The organism is Weissella paramesenteroides, assembly GCF_036327715.1.
In the GTDB taxonomy this organism is placed as follows: Bacteria; Bacillota; Bacilli; order Lactobacillales; family Lactobacillaceae; genus Weissella; species Weissella paramesenteroides.
On the sequence record NZ_CP130559.1, the window covers coordinates 1,479,142 to 1,502,447 of the forward strand.

Annotated in this window: 18 protein-coding genes and 1 other annotated feature; of the genes, 2 read left to right on the top strand and 16 right to left on the bottom strand. The window is 39.1% G+C overall.

The features are described from left to right. Position 1: 1 nt before the first annotated feature. The 6 genes from QRX23_RS07430 to QRX23_RS07455 form a co-directional block, all read right to left on the bottom strand. Positions 2–2,143, bottom strand: coding sequence for an ArnT family glycosyltransferase (locus QRX23_RS07430; RefSeq protein WP_330155177.1), 2,142 nt, complete (start codon positions 2,141–2,143; stop codon positions 2–4). A gap of 259 nt (positions 2,144–2,402) precedes the next feature. Then, a complete protein-coding gene (gene recQ, locus QRX23_RS07435) occupies positions 2,403–4,226 on the bottom strand; it encodes a DNA helicase RecQ (RefSeq protein ID WP_330155178.1) in 1,824 nt (607 codons plus the stop codon). Between the two features lie 132 nt (positions 4,227–4,358). Beyond that, the gene (gene mltG, locus QRX23_RS07440; RefSeq protein WP_330155179.1) at positions 4,359–5,513 is read right to left on the bottom strand and encodes an endolytic transglycosylase MltG; all 1,155 of its coding nucleotides are present in this window, start codon (positions 5,511–5,513) and stop codon (positions 4,359–4,361) included. Positions 5,514–5,613: 100 nt separating this feature from the next. After that, positions 5,614–8,037: a phenylalanine--tRNA ligase subunit beta gene (gene pheT, locus QRX23_RS07445; RefSeq protein WP_330155180.1), complete on the bottom strand. Its 2,424-nt coding sequence runs from the start codon at positions 8,035–8,037 to the stop codon at positions 5,614–5,616. A gap of 6 nt (positions 8,038–8,043) precedes the next feature. Then, complete coding sequence (gene pheS, locus QRX23_RS07450; protein WP_002827820.1) at positions 8,044–9,084, bottom strand: phenylalanine--tRNA ligase subunit alpha; 1,041 nt, start codon at positions 9,082–9,084, stop codon at positions 8,044–8,046. Between the two features lie 63 nt (positions 9,085–9,147). After that, positions 9,148–9,356 (bottom strand) — a binding site (T-box leader). A 37-nt stretch (positions 9,357–9,393) separates the two neighbouring features. Further along, a complete protein-coding gene (locus QRX23_RS07455) occupies positions 9,394–9,753 on the bottom strand; it encodes a winged helix-turn-helix transcriptional regulator (protein WP_002827821.1) in 360 nt (119 codons plus the stop codon). Positions 9,754–9,994: 241 nt separating this feature from the next. Here QRX23_RS07455 and QRX23_RS07460 point away from each other — a divergent pair, with 241 nt between their 5' ends. Continuing rightward, positions 9,995–11,125, top strand: a complete 1,131-nt coding sequence (locus QRX23_RS07460; protein ID WP_330156133.1) for an MFS transporter — start codon at positions 9,995–9,997, stop codon at positions 11,123–11,125. Between the two features lie 93 nt (positions 11,126–11,218). On the opposite strand, the gene QRX23_RS07465 is transcribed toward QRX23_RS07460, so the two are convergent. Further along, positions 11,219–11,698 carry an HD domain-containing protein gene (locus QRX23_RS07465; RefSeq protein ID WP_330155181.1) on the bottom strand — a complete coding sequence of 160 codons (480 nt, stop codon included), beginning with the start codon at positions 11,696–11,698 and terminating at the stop codon, positions 11,219–11,221. A gap of 42 nt (positions 11,699–11,740) precedes the next feature. Next, positions 11,741–12,511: a TrmH family RNA methyltransferase gene (locus QRX23_RS07470; RefSeq protein WP_330155182.1), complete on the bottom strand. Its 771-nt coding sequence runs from the start codon at positions 12,509–12,511 to the stop codon at positions 11,741–11,743. Positions 12,512–12,604: 93 nt separating this feature from the next. Between QRX23_RS07470 and femX the strand changes: the two genes are divergently transcribed. Further along, positions 12,605–13,621 carry a UDP-N-acetylmuramoylpentapeptide-lysine N(6)-alanyltransferase gene (gene femX, locus QRX23_RS07475; RefSeq protein ID WP_150177765.1) on the top strand — a complete coding sequence of 339 codons (1,017 nt, stop codon included), beginning with the start codon at positions 12,605–12,607 and terminating at the stop codon, positions 13,619–13,621. A gap of 103 nt (positions 13,622–13,724) precedes the next feature. On the opposite strand, the gene prfB is transcribed toward femX, so the two are convergent. The 8 genes from prfB to QRX23_RS07515 form a co-directional block, all read right to left on the bottom strand. Then, positions 13,725–14,840 carry a peptide chain release factor 2 gene (gene prfB / locus QRX23_RS07480; protein ID WP_040760497.1) on the bottom strand — a complete coding sequence of 372 codons (1,116 nt, stop codon included), beginning with the start codon at positions 14,838–14,840 and terminating at the stop codon, positions 13,725–13,727. Positions 14,841–15,022: 182 nt separating this feature from the next. Further along, on the bottom strand, positions 15,023–17,389 hold the full coding sequence (secA, locus tag QRX23_RS07485; protein ID WP_330155183.1) for a preprotein translocase subunit SecA: 2,367 nt from the start codon (positions 17,387–17,389) through the stop codon (positions 15,023–15,025). Positions 17,390–17,615: 226 nt separating this feature from the next. After that, on the bottom strand, positions 17,616–19,112 hold the full coding sequence (gene gltX / locus QRX23_RS07490; protein ID WP_330155184.1) for a glutamate--tRNA ligase: 1,497 nt from the start codon (positions 19,110–19,112) through the stop codon (positions 17,616–17,618). A gap of 122 nt (positions 19,113–19,234) precedes the next feature. Beyond that, positions 19,235–20,344 (bottom strand): PIN/TRAM domain-containing protein, encoded by a 1,110-nt coding sequence (locus tag QRX23_RS07495; RefSeq protein ID WP_330155185.1) that lies wholly within the window; start codon positions 20,342–20,344, stop codon positions 19,235–19,237. A gap of 18 nt (positions 20,345–20,362) precedes the next feature. Further along, a complete protein-coding gene (radA, locus tag QRX23_RS07500) occupies positions 20,363–21,736 on the bottom strand; it encodes a DNA repair protein RadA (RefSeq protein ID WP_040760502.1) in 1,374 nt (457 codons plus the stop codon). Between the two features lie 10 nt (positions 21,737–21,746). Then, positions 21,747–22,289, bottom strand: coding sequence for a dCTP deaminase/dUTPase family protein (locus QRX23_RS07505; protein WP_330155186.1), 543 nt, complete (start codon positions 22,287–22,289; stop codon positions 21,747–21,749). A gap of 98 nt (positions 22,290–22,387) precedes the next feature. Next, positions 22,388–22,666, bottom strand: a complete 279-nt coding sequence (locus QRX23_RS07510; protein ID WP_330155187.1) for a GNAT family N-acetyltransferase — start codon at positions 22,664–22,666, stop codon at positions 22,388–22,390. Positions 22,667–22,720: 54 nt separating this feature from the next. After that, complete coding sequence (locus QRX23_RS07515; RefSeq protein WP_330155188.1) at positions 22,721–23,263, bottom strand: NlpC/P60 family protein; 543 nt, start codon at positions 23,261–23,263, stop codon at positions 22,721–22,723. Positions 23,264–23,306 lie beyond the last annotated feature (43 nt).

The following is a 23,306-nucleotide window of genomic DNA, read 5'->3' on the forward strand; positions in this document are numbered from 1 at the left end:
ATTAATTATAGATAGTTGATAGATCATAAAGAGTCGCATTTTGTGATTGCATCCCCATGCCTTGCATTGGGTTTTGCTTCGTCTTTGAAGTTGCAGTAGTCGATGAGTATTTCACAGTTGTTCCGTTCTTTTTAACCCAAGACAAAATCTTTCCAATTTGTCCGCTAGTCGCTTTACTATTATTTCCCATCACAAAGTACTTTAGTTGTCCCGACTTAACAAGTTGCTTAAACTCTGACAATGTCATTGTTGGGTCCGTACCATTGTAACCACCAATAGCCATGACGGATTTACCAGTCTTAATGATATAACCAGAAGCTGAATTTGAATCTGTAGTTGCAAACAAGTACTTCGCACTACCTTGATGTTTTTCAGTATAGTTCATAAGCTGCGTATTTACCTCGCTACCCATTCCCATTGCAGTACCACTTGTTTGTCCCAATAAAGTTGGACTGGCTGCAGGAATTGCATCCGAACTATGTGACAGGGTTGGTGTTAATGACCACCAACCAGCCATGGTAACGATACTGATTAATGATACAAGAATTTTAATCTTGTAATTTGTTTGCTTTGGTAATAACCACCAAATTGCCAACAATACTGCCACAATAACCAAGATAATACTAATAATTTGATAATATGACCAAACATAATAAGCTTGTAACAATAGAGTTGAGACAGTTCCCAAACTAATGAAAATCCGAGCAATCAGTGGTCGATAGCCATCTTCCTTGGCAAGTTTAGCAACTGCGGCACCACCAATAGCAGTTAAAGCAGCAATTGCTGGTGCTAACATAATGGTATAGTATGGATGGAAAAAACTTGCAACCGAGAAGAAACCATAAACTGGTACAAACCAACCAGCCCACAATACAACTTCCTTTTGTTCATCCGAAATTTGGTACCATTTATCTTCTCGACGTTTAAATCCAAACAAACCAGCTAACAATCCTAGTATTGCTAATGGTAGATACCAACCAATCTGTGAACCTAGGTCTGATTGAAATAATCTAAAGGGTCCAGCTGTCCCAATTGCAAAGGCATTATTACCACCGCCTTGGGCCATCTTTCCCATCTTGCCAGTCTTTACCTTGCTATTTGGCATCTTTACTTTACTATTAGCCGATTGCTGTCCTGGCTTTTTTCCGGTCATTCCCTTCCCGGTGTTTCCACCCGGCTGTTGACCATTCATAGGATTACCATTCGTTGCCCCAGGCTGTTGACCTGTGGTTGGCTTGCCACTTGGTTTCTGGCCTTTACCGCCTTTGCCACTTGGCTTTGTACCTGTCATGCCTTTTCCGCTAGCTTTTTTTGTACTACCCATTCCTGGAAAAGCACCACCAGTACCAGTAGATTGACCTAACAATCTTTCTGTACCGTTATAACCAAATGCAAGTTCTAGCAAAGAATTCTTTTGTGAACTACCAATATATGGACGATTTGATTTATTGACTGAATCTACTGCCACCGGATATGCTAGCGTAAAAATAGCCAAAGAAGCTACTGCTGCAAATAACCAAGCAACTTTTTTCTTCCACGGAATCTTGATTGCAATCCAGTAATAGACCAACATAGCTGGTAAAATCATAAATGCTTGGAGCATTTTAATATTAAAACTAACACCAACTAATCCAAAACTAAGAATTACTAACCAAATGTTTTTCTTACTAACTGCCTTTTGTAGAATAAAAATTGCTAGCAATAAAAAGAATACTAAAATAGCATCCATATTATTAGTACGACTATTCGCCACCACTGTTGGGGTTAACGTCATAACAAGTGCCGCAATCCTACCTGGCCATGCACCAAACTTTGGTGCAATTAACTTATACATGAAATAAACAGAACCAATTCCGGCTAAGACACTGGGTAATACAACTGACCACCCATGTATACCAAAAATTTTGGCTGATATAGCCATGAACCATAGTGCTACCGGTGGCTTATCAACAGTGATAAATCCAGCAGGATCAAATGCGCCATACCAGAAATTTGACCAACTTTTAGTCATTGATGTAATAGCAGCAGTGTAATAACTATTGGCACTACCAGCATCCCAGATCCCCCAACCATATAGAAAAGCACTTAACACCAAAATAGCAACTAAATACCAATCAAATTTAGGCTTTATTTTCTCTTTCAAAAGGATCACCTCTTTCTTACGATATATGAAATAAATATAATGACTTAAGAATAACTTAACGATCATTTATAAAAGAGTGTTTATACACGATAAACATTCTTGCGATAAACTATTAACCTCCTCATTTGATTAGCATTATTCTAGAAAATAATCTATAGAATAATGTTAAATAAAAGTTAACGCAACATTAAAAGCATGATCATTTGTTAGACAATAAAAGCCAGGACATTGCTTCTCGTCCTGGCCTATCTAATGTTTATTAGTTTGTTGTCTGAGCAATTACCTGTAGAACATCTTGCCCATATTTATCTGCTTTTGCTTGACCAATACCTGAAATATTAAGTAGCTCAGATAGTGTTTTCGGCTGCTGGCGTGCTAATTCAACTAATGTCCGATCATTAAAAATGATAAACGATGGTATCGCTGTTTTTTTCGATAATTCTAAGCGCCACTTTCGTAATGCAGTAAACACAGCTCGTTCAGCTTCATTTAAATCATCTTGTGTCAATGGCGATCCTGTTGTAACCCGCTCATCAATCGTTTGTTTTGACTGTCGTCGCATAACCTGGTGTTCTCCACGCAAAACCTGCAAACCCGTTTTTGAAACCATTAAACCACTATATTCGCCAGTTACTTGTAAATAACCCGATGCCAACAAAAAGTCAATTAATGATGTAATTCTAACTCGTGGTACACCATGCATTAAGCCAAATGTTGGTAATTGATCAAAATGGGCCCATTTAAATTTTTCCGGTACATGCCCTCGCAAGGTATCAGCTGTCACCATCTTGCCAAAGGCATCTTTATTTTGATGAGCATTTCGCATTCGGACAACATGACTCAACACCTTTTGTGCATCAGTCGTCACATCAACTGCCTGTCGTGTATCCAAACAATTGGTACAATGGCCACAAGGTAAAGTTTCTTCACCGAAGTAACGGGTAATATACTGTTGCAAACAAATTGTTGTTGCCCCATAGTTCGCCATTTCTTGCAATTTATTTTTTTGCAAACGCTGGTATTCTGGCGTTTGGTTATCACTATTTTCAATAAAAAAGCGTTGCGTTTGCAAATCAGCCGCCGCGTAAAGCAAAATTGCTTCTGCTGGTAAATGATCCCGACCGGCACGCCCAATCTCTTGATAATAAGCCTCAACCGATCCAGGCATGCTGTAATGGATTACAAAACGTACATTGGATTTGTTGATTCCCATCCCAAAAGCATTCGTAGCAACAACCACATTCGCTCGATCAAACAAGAAATCATCTTGTGCTTGATTACGTTCATCATCTGTCATACCTGCATGATATCCCACAACTGATAAATGTTGACTAGCCAAAAATGTTGTTAAACTAGTCACCAACTTTCGTGTTGGTACATAAATAATACCAGCCTCGTCAGCATGCTTTTGCAAATAACGTTTTACATAATCATCTTTGTCCTTCTTTTTTAACCCAGTTTCAATCCGAATTGTTAGATTATCTCGAACCACACTTGTACGAACAGTATGTTCTATTGCCAAACGTTCTTCCAAATCATTTTGGACACGTTTCGTTGCCGTAGCGGTTAATGCCATAATTCGTGGTGCCGAGTTAAGATTGTTGATTAAATGAACCACTTCTAAATAACTTGGTCGAAAATCATGCCCCCATTGTGACAACACATGAACTTCATCGATGACCACTAATGAAATTTGCAATCGATTTAATAAGGCATAGGTGCCCTCACTTTTTAACCGTTCAGGCGCTAAATAAAGCAATTTTGCTTGCCCGCTCAATAAATGATTCATGGCGTGACGATAAGCTTCTTCATCCTGTGTCGAATTCAAAGTAACCGCATCAATGCCGTTGGCAATTAACTCATCAACCTGGTTTTTCATTAATGAAATCAACGGCGAGATAACTATAGTAATACCCGGTAGCATCAAGGCAGGAACTTGGTAAGTAATTGATTTACCACCACCCGTTGGCATGATGCCTAGCGTGCGTTCACCAGCCAGAACTGCATCAATAATTTCAGCCTGTCCTTCACGAAAATCATCATATCCAAATGATTGTTGTAATATCTCTCGTGCTGACTGCATGTTCTCGCTCCTTTGTTGATTAATTAAATGACAAATAGAAAAGTCACATGTTAAAGTTTGACGACATAACATGTGACTTTATCTGTGTTCCGAAAGATTTAATCTTAATACTAAACCTGTCGTCCTTCTTTTTTAATTATCTGCACTATTTCCTACGGCAGTATTACCAGCTTCTAGGTCGCTAGATTTACCTAAGTGTTCGTCATAAGTTGCAGAGTAATAAACTTTACCCGTCTTCAAATTAGCAACAAAGTATAGATAATTCTTATCTCGGTCCTTTGGATTCAACACCGCTTCGATAGATTCAGCTGATGGATTATTAAATGGTCCTGGACCATAACCCGAATACTTATAAAGATTATATGGATTTGTACTTTGTACGTCTTTATTAGACAAATTAGTCTTATTAGTCTTAAGTGCATATTTTGTTGCAATATCCGATTGTAGTGGCATATTCTTGTCAATTCGGTTCAAGAATACACCCGCAATGGTACGTCGACTATCTTGGTCAATTCCTTCACGTTCAACCAACGAAGCAAGCGTCAATGTTTCATGTACGGTCAAGCCAGCATTCTTGATTGCGTCAAACTTACCCTTTAATTGTGTGTATGATTGGGCAACCATTTGATTGACTAATTCACGAGCATTATTAGAATCTTTCCAGTTATAAGTTGCTGGATATAGGTATCCTTCTAAGCGATAGCGAATATCCTTTACTTGTTTACTAGATGCCTCAGAATCAAGCAATCCTGGGTATGCAGCCTTCAAACGATTAAAGAATGCTTTATCGTTAACTGCCTTTAAAAACTCTGCCTTAGTAAACTTTGTCTTTTCGCCCACCTCAGTCGCAATATCATCTATTGTTTCACCTTCACGAACCGTAACCGTATCCTGATTATTTAATGGTGCAGAAGCGCCACCTTGACGTAAAGTTTTAACAATGGCACTAACTGAATCTGAAGGTGCAAATAAGTAATAACCTGACTTCAAATTAGAAATATTATGTGCTGAGAGATAGTGCATAAATGCCTTTTTTGAACGGATCAAACCAGCTTTGTCCAACTTATTAGCAATCTCTTCTGAGTTTTCCCCGTCTTTAATTTTAACCTGCTTATTTTTCTTATCTTGGCTATTCAAAGCTGAATAATCGCGCTTATCTTGATAACTCATTACGAAGCTAACACCACCAGCAATAAGGGCTATCAATATCAGAAAAAGAATGATTAACCGTCCTTTTCCTTTCCGACTACGCCGCTTCTTATTACGCGTACGTTTACCGTTGTTCATAATTATTCTCCTAAAATCATCTTTAGTCCATAACGAAAACAGTCGCTATTACCCAAGTATATCAGTAATAGCGGCTATTTATATTTTTTTTAATTAATCTTTAACGAATTTCGGCCCCAAATTGTTCAGCTAAAGCACCGGCAATGCGATCAACTGTTTGATTGGTTTCATCATCAAGCATCGTTTGTTCTGCATTAATGAATGTTAGGCCAAAGGCGATTGACTTCATGTCACTTGGAACGTTCTCACCAGTATAGACATCAAAGGTAACAATATCGTGCAGATGCTTACCACCAACTTGCTGGATAGCCTCCTCAATGCGTGATGCAGGCACATCACGATTGACCAATATCGCTAAATCACGTGACACAGCTGGATAACGTGAAATGACTTCATAGCGTCCTTGATTCTTTGGCAAGGCAATAATAGCATCCAAGTCTAATTCAAAGGCAAATGTTTCATTGATACGGTATACCTTCGCCGTTGTTGGGTGAATTTGGCCAACAAAGCCGATCAAAGTATTGCCAACATAGATATCAGCCGTACGACCTGGGTGCATATCTTCACGTACAGTATTTGCCACAAAGTGAATAGGCTCAACAAAATCATAGTTCTTCAACAATCGTTCAACAATTCCCTTAAGCATATAAAAATCAGCAGCTTGTGCTTTTTGTGCCCAGGTACGCTCAGTAACATTGCCAGAAAGAACACCAGCAATGTGCTCAATTTCTGCTGGTTGCTTTGTCAAATCCCCATCAGAAACGAAGACACGTCCTTGTTCATATAAAGCAACATCCGTTTGCTTACGAGCCACATTATAGGCAACATCGTCTAAAAGACCCGTTAGTAAACTACTTCGTGTTTGTTGACGATCTTGTGACATTGGGTAATCCAATTGAATTGGCTCACCATCATGTAACTTAAAGCGGTTGGCCTTTTCTGGCGTTGTCAAAACATACGAAATTGCTTGATTTAATCCCAAGCCTTCTAGTGCATGACGACTAGCACGAATTAATTGTTGTTTTGGTGTCAACTTACCCGGTGTGGTTTCACCAGTAGGTAAAGTTGCTGGCAAATTATCAAAACCATACAAGCGAGCAATTTCTTCAATCAAATCTGCTTCAATGGTAATATCCCATCGACGGGCTGGAATTGTAACTGAAAAGACGCCGTTATTTTCTTCGTAATCAAAGAACAGACGATCAAAAATAGCTGAAATTTCAGCCGTCGTAATGTTCGTACCAAGCACATGGTTCACACGATCAACACTCACATCAACAACTGGTGCTTCATAGGCGTAGTCTTGTGCGACCACACGTCCGGCAGTGACTTGTCCACCAGCCAATTCAGCAACTAAGGCTGCAGCATGATCTAGCGCTGTAAAGGTATCTTCAACATTGACACCACGTTCAAAACGCATTGAAGCCTCTGAATGTAGATTTTGATCACGTGCAGTATGACGAATTGATTTTGGTTCAAAAATAGCCCCTTCAAGGACAATGTCCGTTGTTTCACGGGTAACTTCTGTTGTTTCACCACCCATAACACCAGCAAACATCAAGGCTTCATCACCAGAGGCAATCACAATGTCTTCAGCAGCTGCTTCACGAGTTACGCCATCTAATGTCTTAATCGTTTCCTTATCATGTGCCCGACGAACATGGACTTCTTGTTCAGGTAAGGCATTCAAATCAAAGGCATGCATTGGTTGACCGTACATTAATAACATATAATTGGTGATATCAACAATATTTGAAATTGGTCGAATACCCATTGTCCACAAACGGCGTTGTAACCATAATGGTGAATCCTTAACAGTGACATTCTTAACCACACGAACAGCATACTTGGTTGCCAATTCGGCAGGTGCCGTTGCTGAAATCAAGTCGCTTGTTTGCTCGGCTGTCTCAGTTAATTCAAAATTAGGTAAAGTTGGTTCTTCTGAAAGAATGGCAGCAACTTCCCATGCTGTACCATTCATTGAAAATAAGTCTGCTCGATTAGGTGTAATTCCTGTCTCAAGGACATCATCATCTAATCCAAGCACAGTCAAAGCATCTTCACCTGGTTTCAAATCGGCAGCATCAACATCATTGAATACCCAAATTCCCTCTTCAAAATCTTTTGGTGCAACTTTATCTTCAAAGCCAAGCTCTTGTAATGCAGCTAACATACCATTTGATACTTCACCACGTAGTTTACCTTTACGAATTTTTTTATTATCGCCAATGACCGAACCATGCTTGGCCAAGATAACAGTTTGGCCCTCAGCAACATTTGGTGCACCAGTGACAACTTGAATTGGTTCATCTTCACCAGCATCTAGTTGCGTAATTACCATATGGTCTGAATCTGGGTGTGGCACAACTGATAAGACCTTAGCAATAACAACCTTTTTCATATTTCCCTTTGGTTGATACTGTCCCTCGATTTCAACCGCTGTACGAGAAATTTTTTCTGCTAATTGTGATGCAGGTAATGCAATTGGTAAATAATCACGTAACCAATTTACTGAAACTTTCATTTTGTCTTATCCTTTCTGATCAAATTGCGTTAAGAAACGCACATCATTCAAGTAGAAGTTACGAATATCTTCTACCCCATACTTAAGCATTGCGAAACGATCAGGGCCAAGACCAAAGGCAAAACCGCCATAAACGTCTGGATCAATACCAGACTTACGCAAAACATTTGGATGTACCATTCCTGCACCAAGGACCTCAATCCACTCAATATCCTCTGGATTCATATCTGGTGTCACTGCATGCCATGAAATATCAACCTCAACGGATGGTTCAGTGAATGGAAAGTATGATGGACGCAAACGAATATCATGGGCTTCACCAAATAAATTATGGGCAACTGCTAATAAGGTACCTTTTAAATCACCCATGGTAATATGCTTGTCAATCACAAGACCTTCCATTTGATGGAACTGATGTGAATGTGTCGCATCATCAGTATCACGACGGTACACACGACCAGGAGAGACCATTTTCAAAGGTCCTTTGCTAAAGTCATGCGCTTCCATCGTACGTGCTTGAACTGGAGAAGTTTGCGTGCGCATTAAAATTTCAGGTGTGATGTAGAACGTATCCTGCATATCCCGGGCTGGGTGATCTTTAGGTAAATTCATGCGTTCAAAGTTATATTGATCTTCTTCAACCTCTGGTCCTTCAATTACTTGATAACCCATGCCGATAAATTGATCTTCCAGATTTTCAATAATTTGTTGTAGCACATGTGGCTGACCTTGTTGGACAGTACGTCCTGGTAAGGTTACATCAATTGCTTCAGCTGCTAACTGCGCATCCAAAGCAATTGCTTCTAAGCGTGTTTGCCGCTCAGCAATCGCTGCCGTCAATACATCACGTACCTCATTGGCCAATGCACCAACTACTGGACGTTCCTCTGGTGTCAAATTTTTCATGCCGCGTAGCACTTCAGTTAGCGGACCTTTTTTCCCTAACCAATGTACTCGTACTTGATTCAATGCTTTAACATCGGCTGCATCATTAATTTGTGTTAATGCTTCATCGCGCAATGTCGTGAGCTCATCTTGTAAACTCATTTCTCTTCTCCCTTAATATTCATAAACTTTTGCAAATAAAAATCCCTTCGATAAATAACTTATCGAAGGGACGCTAATTAACGTGGTACCACCCAAAAAATTCAGTAATCTTACAAAGATTACCCTCAGTTATCTGTTAACGGTGATAGACCGCATCAACTTTTCACTGATGAACTCCTGACTGAAATTCAGTGCTTCCAAAGACAGGCTCTCACCACTTCCTGCTCGCTAATCTTTAAAAAGGTACCTACTAGGTCATTCATTGTTTCTTGCTCTATTGTACAAACTTTATTTTAACTTTTCAAGTTTCTATTTTGCAGGGCACTGCCACTTATCTGACCACTCATGAATTGCCGTCATCATATCACGCATTGATTCACCACGTGCTGTTAACGCATATTCAATCAAAGCCGAATCATCATAAGTACGTCGCTCAACAATATCTGCAGCTTCTAACTCCTTCAAACGTTCAACTAACACGCGGTCTGAACATTTTGATACTGATTGTGCTAGGTCTTTAAAACGGCGTGGTCCATTGACAAGCAATGTTTCAATAATCATACCATTCCATTTGCGACCAAGAATCTCAAAGGTTGCGACAAACTTATCACATAATTTATTTTCACATAATTCTGCAGCATCGGTCGCCTTATCGGTTACAACTACCATATTTTTTCTCCTTAACTAGCTATATTTCTCTTCTCGTATATTCATTCTATGCTTTACTTACAAAAAATGCACGGAATAACTTCTAATTCCCACATGACCCATTATATCGTCATTTATTGCGCACGAAAAGAGGCGATTTGACAGAAGGTGTATACTTATCTAGGAAAATTTTTTGAAAGATAGGTACAGTATTACGTCAAATAGTGACTCCTCTAGCATTTTTAATGCAACTTTTATTCAATTGTTTATTATTCAAATTCTTAGTATGATGACTTTTTACAGTCTATTTGTCATCATTGGTCCATATGCGGTTCATACCTACCATGTTAGTACAACCATTGCTGGCTTAATAACTGGTATGACCATTATTGGTACAATGGTGGCCCGCTTTAGTGCCGGTATCATGACTGCAAAATTTAGTGCTAAAAAATTAACGATTCTAAGCATGATTATTCTCGTACCAATCCTACTTGCTTATCAATACGAAGGTGGGATTATCTACCTGTTGATCATTCGTTTTATTCAAGGATTAGCAGTGGGCTTAACTGGTACAGTTACTAACACAGCAGTCATTAATGTGATTCCTCTTGCACGACGAGCAGAAGGCATCGCATACTTCTCATTAGCCACTATCTTAGGAACCGCATTTGGTCCTTTCTTAGCACTATTGATTGAACAACATTATTCATATACCATCTTATTTTGGTTAGAATTTATTACCGGCGTGATTGCTTTGATTGCTTCATTTCTAATTGACGCAAAAAAAGTCACTATTCAAGCAACGTCAACAAATAAAAAATTTAATTTAAAAACATTGATTGAGCCAAAAGTTCTGGGTATCTCTTTGACCCTTGGCTTTGTTACATTTGGTTATGCTGCTCTACAATCCGAACTAGATTTTTATGCCAGTGATTTAAACTTAGTAACTTTTGCATCTTATTTTTTCTTGGTATATGCCCTGGCCATACTAGTTTCTCGGCCGCTAGTTGGTCGATTAATGGATAATAAAAATGAAAATTATGTTGTTTACCCAGCATTAATTATCTTGGCGATTGGTTTATTTATTCTTGGTAAAATGTCAAACGGCTGGATGATGTTACTTGCTGCCATTTTGATTGGTTTTGGATTTGGTAATTTTCAGTCTGCCGTACAATCAACAACGACACAAATGGTGCCTGCTGATCGTTTAACACAGACAACCGCCACTTATTTTATTTGTTATGAATTTTCATTGGGATTTGGCCCCTCTATCATTGGTTTTATCCAGCCAATGCTCGGTTACCAAAACTTATTTATCGTGATGGCAGTGATTGCACTAATTGGTATTATCCTTTACTACTTTATTCACGGTCGCAAAGTCAGTGCTCACTGATTAAAACAATAAAAAATTAAAAGGCTAGCTTTATTCTGATGATTAATACATCAAAATAAGGCTAGCCTTTTCTATTGTCTGTCACTTTTATCGTTAATTCGTATGGAATAGACGTTTCATACGAGCTGATGCTGGTGAGAAAAATTCAGCAACTGCCAAATAATCATCAACCAAATCAACTAATAAACTTTCACGATAATGTGGTAATTCACTCGTGGCACCCCACATATGTTTTAAAATAATATCCTTTTCCATTGGAGAAAGATTGGTTATTTTTTCAGCATTACGCAGAGCAACTCGCGGATGAATAAACGCATGTGAGCCTAGTTCAAACTTTGTTTCACGCCAATCGTAGAAAAACAAATCATGCAACACTCCTGCGCGTGCGACTGCTGTAGCATTTAAACCAAAGCGTAAAGCTAAGCGATAACTAACGTAAGAGACTGTAATACAGTGTGTTAATCGATCAGAATGATGATGTTGTGTATAATTTGCCATTTCCTGTACTTGCGGATGTGACAACAAATCTTTCACAATATCACTATATACTTCATCTTTTTGCCAATCTAGCATTGCTCTTCCCCCTCGCACAAACCTAGATTACTTTATAAATCTTTAACGAGCCTTTAATGCAAACATTGCGATACCAGCTGCAACTGCAACATTTAACGACTCAGCCTGACCAGAGATTGGAATATATAGATTCTTAGTTGTCATCTTTGCCAATTCTGGTTGCATGCCTTGCCCTTCATTCCCCATAATTAAAGCAAATTGTGTCTGCGCTGGCACAGTAAAGACATCTGCAGCTTCTGGATCTAATTGCGTGCCATAGACGTTCATACCATTTTGTGTAAATGATGCTGTCCAGTCTGCTAAATTACCAGTTGTCGTTGTTAGATGGAATTGTGAACCTTGCATCGCACGCAATGCTTTTGGTGAATATGGATCAACTGAGCCATGACCAAATACAACACCCGTAAATCCAGCAGCATCTGCCGTTCTTACCATTGTACCGACATTACCCGGATCTTGAATCGCATCCAAAAACAGCCAAGCACCATCGTGAATAAATTGTGGTTCACGTGTGGCACTAGGTAATGACACTTCTGCAAAAATGCCTTGTGGTGTCACCAAATCCGATAGCTTTTTCGCAATGTCATCTGTAATTTCAAAAACGGGTACGCCTAGCGGTAATTCCTCCTGGTGTTCTGCTAATTGTTCTGCCGTTCCCATCACTGCGTGTAATTTACCATCATGTTGAATAGCTTCTTGCACTAAATGCCAACCATCAAGTAGATAAGTTTCACTGGCTTGACGGCCTTTTTTAGTCTGTAATTTTTGCCATGCTTTGACACGGCTATTTTTTGCTGATTTAATAGTTTCCATAAAGTTCATTATACGCTAAAAACAATTTTATTGCCTATGTTATAATTCATAAGGAGATCTAAATTAGCCATATGCTAAAGAAAGAAGGATAACATGCCAGTTTTAGATTTAAGTGACACGGCAGCTGTCAAAAAATATGAAGAATTTGTGCAACACTCACCTTATGGCCAAGTCGGACAAGATCTAGGTTGGGCAAAAATTAAAAATAATTGGGAGCCACGTTACGCTTACGTCACTGACGAAGCCGGTAATATCATTGCTGCGATTTCAATGTTATTGACCCAAACAAAATTAGGTAAAAAATTTGCCTATGCTTCAAAAGGTCCGGTCATGGATATTACTAACCTTGATTTATTAGAACAATTAATGACCGAAGCAAAAAAAGCACTAGCTGATGATGATGCTTATGTCATCCGTATGGATCCAGAAGTTCTTTATTCTGATGAATTGAATACGCAACTTCAGGAACATGGCTTCGAAACACGCAACCGTAATGTTGCTGATGAAGGGATGCATGCAACGATTCAACCCCGTCTAAATATGGTATTGGATCTAAAAGCAAAACCAGATGCAAAAGAGACCTTTGATTTATACCCATCAAAAACAAAGTCAAAATTAAAACGACCAATGCGTGATGGTGTAACTGTCCGCTATGGTAGCGATACCGCCGCAATGGATGCCTTTTATGAAACTTATGTCAATATGGCCAATCGTCATGGTATCACTTATCGTCCGAAGGATTACTTCGAACGTATGCGTGATGCTTTTGGTGACAATGGTATCATGCGCGTTTACATAGCAGAACGCGAGGGCGAGTTACTCTCAACTGGTATTGGTTTTAAATACGGTCGTAAAATTTGGTACATGTATGCAGGTTCAAATGATGGTCCTACTTACTATGCCCCTTATGCTGTTCAAACGGCAATGATTCAATGGGCTCTCGATGAAGGTGTCGATTTGTATGATATGGGTGGGATTGAATCACAATCAACTGACGATGGACTCTATGTCTTTAAGCACACTTTTATTAAGGCTGATCCACTAGAATACATTGGTGAAATTGATTTAGTATTAGACGATGCTGCCTATACTGAGTTAGTTCGTAAATAGATACTAAAATGAATGCAACAAAAAACTGAATCCATCAACCTGTCCATCTCAATTTGGTAGGTTGGTGGATTCAGTTTTTTTGCAATAACCTTCAACACACTTTTTATTCAGGGTTTTGTTCTGATAAACGCCAACGTAGGTAAGCATTAATAAATGGATCTAAATCACCATCCATCACTGCTTGCGGATTGCCCGACTCGAAACCATCACGATGGTCTTTTACCATACGATAAGGTTGGAAAACATACGACCTAATTTGCGAGCCCCACCCATTTTCTAAATGGTCACCAGCAATCGCTGCACGTTCCTTTTCTTTTTTATCCATCTCTAATTGGTACAGCTTTGCACGTAACATGGCATAAGCTGTATCTTTATTTTGAAATTGTGAACGCTGTTGTTGTGAAGCAACCACAATACCAGTTGGTATATGTGTCAAGCGGACCGCAGATGATGTTTTATTGATATGCTGACCACCTGCTCCTGATGCACGATAAACATCCATCTTAACATCAGCCGGATTAATATCTACCTCTACCGAATCATCTAGTTCAGGCATCACATCAATTGACACGAATGATGTATGCCGACGACCAGCAGAATCAAATGGTGAAATACGCACAAAACGATGTACACCACGCTCTGAGCGTAGATATCCATAGGCATTATGTCCCGTAATCATTAGTGTCACTGAATCAACACCAGCGACATCCCCAGGATGATAGTCCATAATATCTACTTTAAATCCGTGTTGCTCTGCCCAACGTGTGTACATACGCTGCAGGTTGGCACCCCAGTCAGCAGATTCAGTCCCACCTGAACCAGGATGAATCTCTAAAATAGCATTATTTTTATCATATGGCTCATTTAGTAACTGTGCTAAGCGATAAGCAGATAAATCTTCACTTAGCTTATCCAGATCATCAGCCATCTCGGTTGCCATATCTTCATCATAAAGTTCACTTAACAGATCAATGGCTGCCTCTACATTTTCAACGCCGTTTGCCAATTTTAAATAATCATCACGGCGCCCCTTTAAGACATTATTTTCATCAATAATTTTTTGTGCCGCAACATTGTCTTGCCAAAAATCAGGTTCAACCATTTTTGCTTCATTTGCTGCGATCTCATCATTCAATGCGTCTAAATCCAACGAATCACCGAATTTTTCGATTTCTGCGGACATGTCAGCTAATTTGCGACGTGCTTCAGATATTTCCATTATTTCCTCCCTGTAAGAATTACAAATAAACGCCAGACAAATGATGTCTCTACCAAAAGACCTCTTTTGTGACACATAAAAGCCCGCAATCTAACATTAACTACCGCCAGATTCCGGGCTTGCCCGACTAAGAAATTATTCATTATTCTTAATCGCATCACTTTGTTTCAATAGATGTTTATTTACCGAACATTTTGGCGGATTTCTGACTTCATAAATAGTCGCGTGACATCATATTCAACACCCGCAATCATTTCATCAAACATACGGAAACCTTCATTCTGATACTCAATCAATGGATTCAATTGACCGTAACCACGCAGTTGAATTGCATCACGAAGTTGGTTCATCGCTTCCATATGGTCAGTCCATTGGGCATCGACCACACGTAGAATAACTACTCGAGTAAATTGTAAGAGACGTTCTTCATCGTCACCAAGCGCATGGCGCTTTTCATCATACATATCCTTAGCGCGACGATAGATTTCATCCTCAATTTCTTGGGCTGACTTACCTTGTAAATCTGCAACCTTAATTGAATTAACCGGTACGATGGTTGCTTGCGCAAATTCAACAATTGCATCAAGATGCCATTCTTTTGGTTTACCGATTGTTTGATTCTTGACCACTCGATGTATCGTACGTTCAACCATTGGTAGCAATACGTCTCTTAAGGACTTTTCCTCATCAATGACTTGATTTCGGTTTGCATAGAAGGCGTTACGCTGTTGTGACATGACGTCGTCGTACTGCAACACATGCTTACGAGAATCATAGTTATTTCCCTCAACACGCTTTTGAGCAGACTCAACTGAACGCGTAATCAAACCATTACGGATAACAGCATCTTCATCACCCATATTCATACTTTCCATCAAATTCTTAATACGTTCACCACCGAAGCGAATCATCAAATCATCTTCTAGTGACAAGAAGAACTGTGAGTATCCTTTATCTCCCTGACGTCCAGAACGACCACGGAGTTGGTTATCAATTCGACGAGATTCATGTCGCTCAGTACCAATAACCGCTAAACCACCCATCTCAGCTACACCAGGGCCTAATTTAATATCGGTACCACGGCCGGCCATGTTGGTAGCAATCGTAACCGCACCACGTTGACCAGCATTAGCAATGATTTCAGCTTCACGGGCGTGATTCTTCGCATTCAACACATTGTGTGGAATACCTGCTTTATCCAATAATTGTGATAGCAACTCTGAAGTTTCCACGGCAACTGTACCAATTAGAATTGGTTGTCCTTTTTCATGCAAGTCAATAACAAGCTGTAATACTGCGTTAAACTTTGACTTTAAATTAGGATACAACAAATCAGGTTCATCCACTCGTTGGATTGGCTTATTTGTTGGAATCGTCGTAATTTCCATATTATAAATTTCACGGAATTCATCCGCTTCAGTCTTAGCCGTACCAGTCATACCTGATAATTTGTTGTATTGACGGAACAAATTCTGATAGGTGATTGACGCCATGGCACGATTATCTTCTTGAATTTGTACTTGCTCCTTTGCTTCCAAAGCTTGATGCAAGCCATCAGAGAAGCGTCGACCTTCTTGAATACGACCTGAAAAGGCATCAACTAATACAACTTCACCATCACGAACAACATAATCTTTGTTATTAAACATGGTGTAATTTGCACGCAATGCTTGATCAATGTGGTGAGTCAATGCGACATTTCCGGTACCATAAAGATTCTCTAGGTTAAAGTATTTCTCACCCTTGGCAATTCCTTCATCGTTCAACAGAACTGATTTTGATTCATGATCAACCTTGAAATCTTCATCTTCAGTTAATGACTTTGCAAAACGATCTGCGCGAATATATAGTTGCGTACTTGTTTGTGCTGGTGCACCAGAAATAATCAAAGGTGTACGAGCCTCATCAATCAAAATAGAATCAGTCTCGTCAACTAGCGCAAAATTTAAGCCGCGCTGAACACGATCTTCTTTACGTGCCACCATGTTGTCACGTAGATAATCGAATCCAATTTCTGAATTTGTTGTATAGGTAATATCGCAAAGATATGCTGCGCGTTTTTCATCTGGTGATAACTCAGTCAAGTTGATACCAACTGTTAGTCCTAACCACTTGTAAAGTTGACCCATTTCTTCACCATCTCGTTGGGTCAAGTATTCATTGACTGTAACAACATGGACACCTTTTTGAGGTAAGGCATTCAAATAAACTGCCATTGTTGCCGTAAGTGTTTTTCCTTCACCAGTCTTCATTTCTGCAATATTACCACCATGCAAAACTGCTGATCCCATAATTTGTACCCGGAATGGATACAATCCTAACACACGTTTTGCACCTTCACGAACAACCGCAAAGGCTTCTGGTAAAATATCGTCTAATGTTTGACCATTTTTCAATAAGTCTCGAAAATATGGTGTTTTTGCTTGTAGTTCTTCATCAGATAAGGCTGCCATTTCGTCGGCATGGGCTTCCACTTTATCAGCCAAGTGACCCAAGCGGCGCAATTTTCCTTTATCACTTTCAATAATTGTACGTAATGGATTAGCCATCTTTATCTTCCCTCTCATCGGTCATTATTAGCTATTTTTCGCTAATTATACTAAGTAACATTCTAACATACTGATGACCATAGTGACATGACTTTTAGTATAAAAGTGCCTGAAACATTATTAACAATATATAAACTGAAAAAGACCATCAGCCTACCGCTTTAAAGCCAGTAAACTGATGATCTTGAACAAATCTTTATTACATTCTCATCTAAACAAACATTTATTATAAGAACTCGCGGATATTTGCTAAGGTCTGCTCACGACCTAGTAATTCAAGCAATTCTCCTAGATTAGGACCTTGCTCTTCACGAGTTGTTGCAATACGTAATGGATTCCAAAGTGCGCGACCCTTAACATCCATCTCATTTTGAATCTCACGAATTGCATATAATACCGCAGTCGCTGTAAAGATTGGCATTTTTTCAATCTTATCGATGAATAGCGTCAACATATCCTTAACATTATCCCCATTCATCCACTCTTTAGCAGAATCAGGAATATCAGCAGCAGCTGGCATTTCAAAGAATACTGGCTTAATAAGTGGTACAATTTGTGCAGTGTATGAAACACCGTCCATATAGACATTCATCACTGAACGCAACCATTGCATCTTTTCAGCTGTCAACTCAGCAGGATCAACAACCTTTGAATAAACCAATTGTTCAATCAACTTATCAAAAACCATATTTTGGTCAGCAGTCTTGATCCATTGGTTATTAACCCATTCCAGTTTCTTATTATCAAATTTAGCAGGTGACTTTGATAAACGATTTTCATCAAAAATCTTAACCAATTGTTTCTTGTTGAAGATTTCCTTTTCACCAACTGGTGACCATCCAAGCAATACGATGAAGTTCAACAAGGCCTCAGGTAGGTAGCCCAAAGAACGGTATTGTTCGATGAATTGCAAAACTGTTTCGTCACGCTTCGACAACTTTTTACCAGTATCACCGTTAATAATCAATGTCATATGCCCAAAGATTGGTGCTTCCCAACCAAAGGCCTCATAAATCATTAATTGCTTAGGAGTATTCGATACGTGATCATCCCCACGCAATACATGAGAAATCTCCATCATGTGGTCATCAACAACAACCGCAAAATTGTATGTTGGCATACCATCAGCTTTTTGAATGACCCAATCACCACCCACAGTTGATGAATTAATTGAAATTTGACCCTTAACAATATCATTCCAAGCATAATCTTTATCCTCAGGGACACGGAAACGAACAACATAAGGCAAGCCTTTTGCTTCAGCATCAGCTTGGAATGCAGCTATTTCTTCATCAGACATATCTGCATATTCATAAACATAGTGTGGTGCTTCCTTTGCAGCAACTTGTGCCTCACGTTCTGCAGCCAATTCTTCTGAGGTTTTAAATGAACGATATGCTAGCCCACGATCCAACAAGTCTTGAATAAGTGGCTTGTAAATTGACAAACGTTCAGATTGACGATAAGGACCATACTTTCCTGGATTAGCTGGCGATTCATCCCAGTCTAAACCAAGCCAAGCTAAATTATCTAACTGTGACTTTTCACCATCAGCAATATTACGCGTCTGGTCTGTATCCTCAATACGGATGATAAATTCACCCTTATGGTGACGGGCAAATAACCAGTTAAATAATGCAGTACGGGCATTTCCAATATGCAAATGTCCAGTTGGTGATGGTGCGTAACGCACTCGAATTTTCTTTTCGGTAGTCTCAGCCATGCTAATCGACACTCCTCTTTATCTTATATTTCTAAATATATACCGACTACTAATATACCGCGCTTTCTCGCACGATTCAATGTGTTCTATTGATTAAATGTTTAATTTTTTTAAATTAACTGTTATTTTTCAATAACCGTACCAAAAATCATACGGCCTGCATCTGTCTGCAAGGCCGATGTCACTTCAACTGTCACTGTTTTTTGTAGATACTTGCGTCCTTCTTCAGCAACAACCATTGTACCATCATCAAGGTATCCAACAGCTTGCTGGCGTTCGGTACCATTTTTTACCAACAAAACAGATAAATGATCACCCACGGCCACACGTGGACGTAGTGCACCAGCTAATTCGTTAATATTCAAAACTTGCACATTTTGAAACTTGGTAACCTTATTTAAATTATAATCATTAGTAACTAAAACACCATTGATATCTTCTGCTAAACGAATTAATTTTTCATCAACTTCAGAAATATCTTCATAGTCACCTTCCCACATTTCAAGTGGCACATTATTGTTTTCACGTAACTCATTTAGAACATCAAGTCCTCTACGACCACGCACCCGCTTTAATGATTCACCTGCATCAGCAATATACTGTAGCTCATAAAGTACAAAGTTTGGTACTAATAGCGTTCCCTCAATAAAGCCAGTTTTAACAAGATCAAGGATACGACCATCTATCAAAATATTGGTATCCAAAATTTTGTAATGATGGTAATTTGTCTCAACCTCCGTCAAAACATCGCCACGACTGATTTCATCTTGTGGACGTACCTTTTTTGTTCGTCCCGTTAGCGTTGGCAACAATTTTCGCCATTCATCAATTCTTGTCGTACCTAATCGGAACCCTAAATACCCCAGTAATGCCATAACGATAACTGGTACCACGCCACTTAAGAAAAAGTTATTCATATGCTGTAAAGGCACAGTGATTACAACCGCAATAACCAATCCAATTAAAGTTGTTAATGAACCAATTAGTAATAATAGTGGCGATTGCTTGTTCAAATAATTTTCAATACGATGAATCATCTGATCAACTGGTCGCCATAGTGGCAAACTTAATAAATAAAAAATAATAGCACCTAGAATAAAATTGACAATAACGTTATTAATCCATACATGGTCCGCTAAATTAAAAATACGCCATACCACTGGAAGTAATGTGATAGCAATTGCCCCACCAGCAAGTAAAAAAATTCCCTGAATGATTCGTTTCCGTAACATATCATACTCCTTTCTGCATTATCCCAATGCGTTTTGTAATGCCTCTGACAAAGTCTTAGTTGGCATAATTTGAATGCCATCAATTCCTGCTAATTGTTCTGACACATGTTGTGGAACAAAAACTCGTTTAAATCCCAGCTTTTTGGCCTCATTTACACGTTCAACAACATTAGGTACGCGTCTAACTTCACCAGTTAGTCCAATCTCACCAATAAACGCATCTGTTGATCGTGTCTCAACATCATTGTAGCTTGAAGCAATCGCAATTGCGACAGCTAAGTCAATTGCTGGTTCATCAAGTTTAACACCACCGGCAGCTCGTACATAGGCATCTTGATTCTGTAGCAACAAGTTAGCTCGCTTTTCTAAGACTGCCATTAACAATGATACACGATTCCGGTCAATTCCTGAAGCTGTCCGTTGTGCATTGCCGAACACGGTTGGCGTCACCAATGCTTGTACCTCAACTAAAATTGGCCGTGTTCCTTCCATGGCCACAACGACTGCTGAGCCACTCGCATCTGCCAAGCGTTCTTCTAGAAAGAGATCAGATGGGTTCGATACTTCAACTAAACCGCCATGTTGCATATCAAAGACACCTAACTCATTGGTTGATCCAAATCGATTTTTAACGGCACGTAGTAATCTAAAGCTTCGCTGATTGTCACCCTCAAAATATAGAACAGTATCGACCATATGCTCTAAAATTTTTGGTCCGGCAATCGCACCTTCTTTGGTAACATGACCAACAATAAAAATTGTAATGTTATTTGTCTTTGCAATTTGCAATAATTCTGCGGTCGTCTCACGGATTTGGGCAACTGAACCAACTGATGAACTGATATCCGGCTCTTGCATTGTTTGTATTGAATCAATGACAACAAATTCTGGCTTAGCTTCATCAATCGCCTGTCTGATTTGCTTCATATCTGTCTCTGGAAACAATAAAAAGTCTGAATCACCACGAACACCTAATCGTTCTGCACGTAATTTAATTTGTGACGCACTCTCTTCACCTGCAATATATAGGACTTTATTTCCCATATTAGCTAGCTGACCAGAAATCTGTAGTAACAATGTTGATTTTCCTATTCCAGGATCACCACCAATCAGTACCATGGAACCAGGGACAATGCCACCACCAAGCACGCGGTTAAATTCCTCATTATCTGTCTTAATACGTGGTGTTTCTTCAATGTTGATTTCATTCAGTCGTTCAACCTTGGCTACTTGACCAGCTAGATTGATTCGTGACTTACGATCCACCTTTTCCGGTTGCATAACTTCTTCGACAAATGTTCCCCATGCACCACAATTAGCACATCGTCCCATGTATCGCTGTGAGACAAAACCACAATTTGAACAAACGAATTGGGTTTTTGTTTTTGCCATAATTCACCCCTTAGTTAATACCAGAGCTACCAAAGCCACCCTGGCGTGTTTTTTTAATCTGTTTTTGGTCATCGTCTGTAACCAGAAATGGCATAAAAATGCCTTGACCAATCCGTTCACCCTTTTTAATTGTCACGTCATGTAGGCCAAAATTAATCATTTGAATAAAAATTTCACCTTCATTTTTAGGATTATCAACATAATCAGCATCAATGATGCCAACCCCATTTGGTAAAATTAATCCTCGCTTCAACGGATTTGATGAACGATTAGCAATCATCAAATACTCATCATCACCCATATAGGCTTTAATACCAGTTGGTACTAGTAATGGCTTGATAATTTTTGATGCTTGTTCGTCACTTTCAGACGTGACGACATTATTATGTCTTATCTGCCATAAAACTTTCAAAAATGGCATCCGCCAAATAGACGGTAATATAAAGTCCTCTGCTGCTTGAAAATCATATCCTGCAGCATGTTCTGTACTTCGACTTGGCAAACTCAAATTAGCGTTTGCATACTTATTAACGACAGCAAATCCTCGTTTCATCACAATTCCTCTCAAATAAATACTTAAGACTAAGTATAACTTAATTTCAAGGAAATTAAAAAGCACCCGTCGAAATAACGCGTGCTTTCAAAACAAACTTAAACTTTATAAGCTATTTTTTGATATTCTGGATTTCTAAAAAAGGCTTGTCGCGCGTAAGTACATACTGGTTTTAATTGTACATTAGCCTTTGTTGCACGATCAACGACTTCTGCCAACATTTGACCTGCAATGCCTTGTCCCCGAAGTTCTGGATCAACATACGTATGATCTATTGACCAAACTGCACCACCCAAAATTTCAGGAAATAATATTTCGGCATCAACAATGCCATCAGTTTCATGAAATAAGCGACCAGGTTCATAAGTAAATTCCATATTGAAACCTCCTGTCCTTATTATAACTGAAAAATGACTACATGACTGTTTTAACTACCTTATCGCACCAACAAAATCCGGTAACCATTTTCTTGAAATAGATTTAATTGTTACCTTTTCTGTAAATACGTCCACTGTCACATACTTACCACCGCCAATGTAAATACCAGCTGTTGTAGGCAACAACGCACTTCCCCAGACTAATAAATCACCTGGTAAGGTCTCAGAAACCTGAAATTGTGTAACAGATTTCATTTGTTCACCAACTTCATGTGGAAACCCTACACCAACGACTTTGTTAAACATGTACTGAATTAAACCACCCGTATCGAATCCTTTATCGACGCTTTGCCCATCCTTTAAGTATGGCACATCAAGTACTTCTTCTAAAACCACCGTCAAACGCTCACAAATATTTTCCATAATCATCTGGAGCATTGTTCTTTGAATACGAGCTCCTGTTGTTTTACGAGCAAAATTAGAAGCAGTAATTTGTACTGGTTTATCTGCAACTGGTGGCTCAAATAAAATCTCTGCATCAGCTTGATCAAAATCATTAAAATGAACGACCCGTCCAGGTTCAATCTTAAATGGCATTTGTCTTTCACTCCTTTAATTATATAAAAAAAGACCCGCTAAC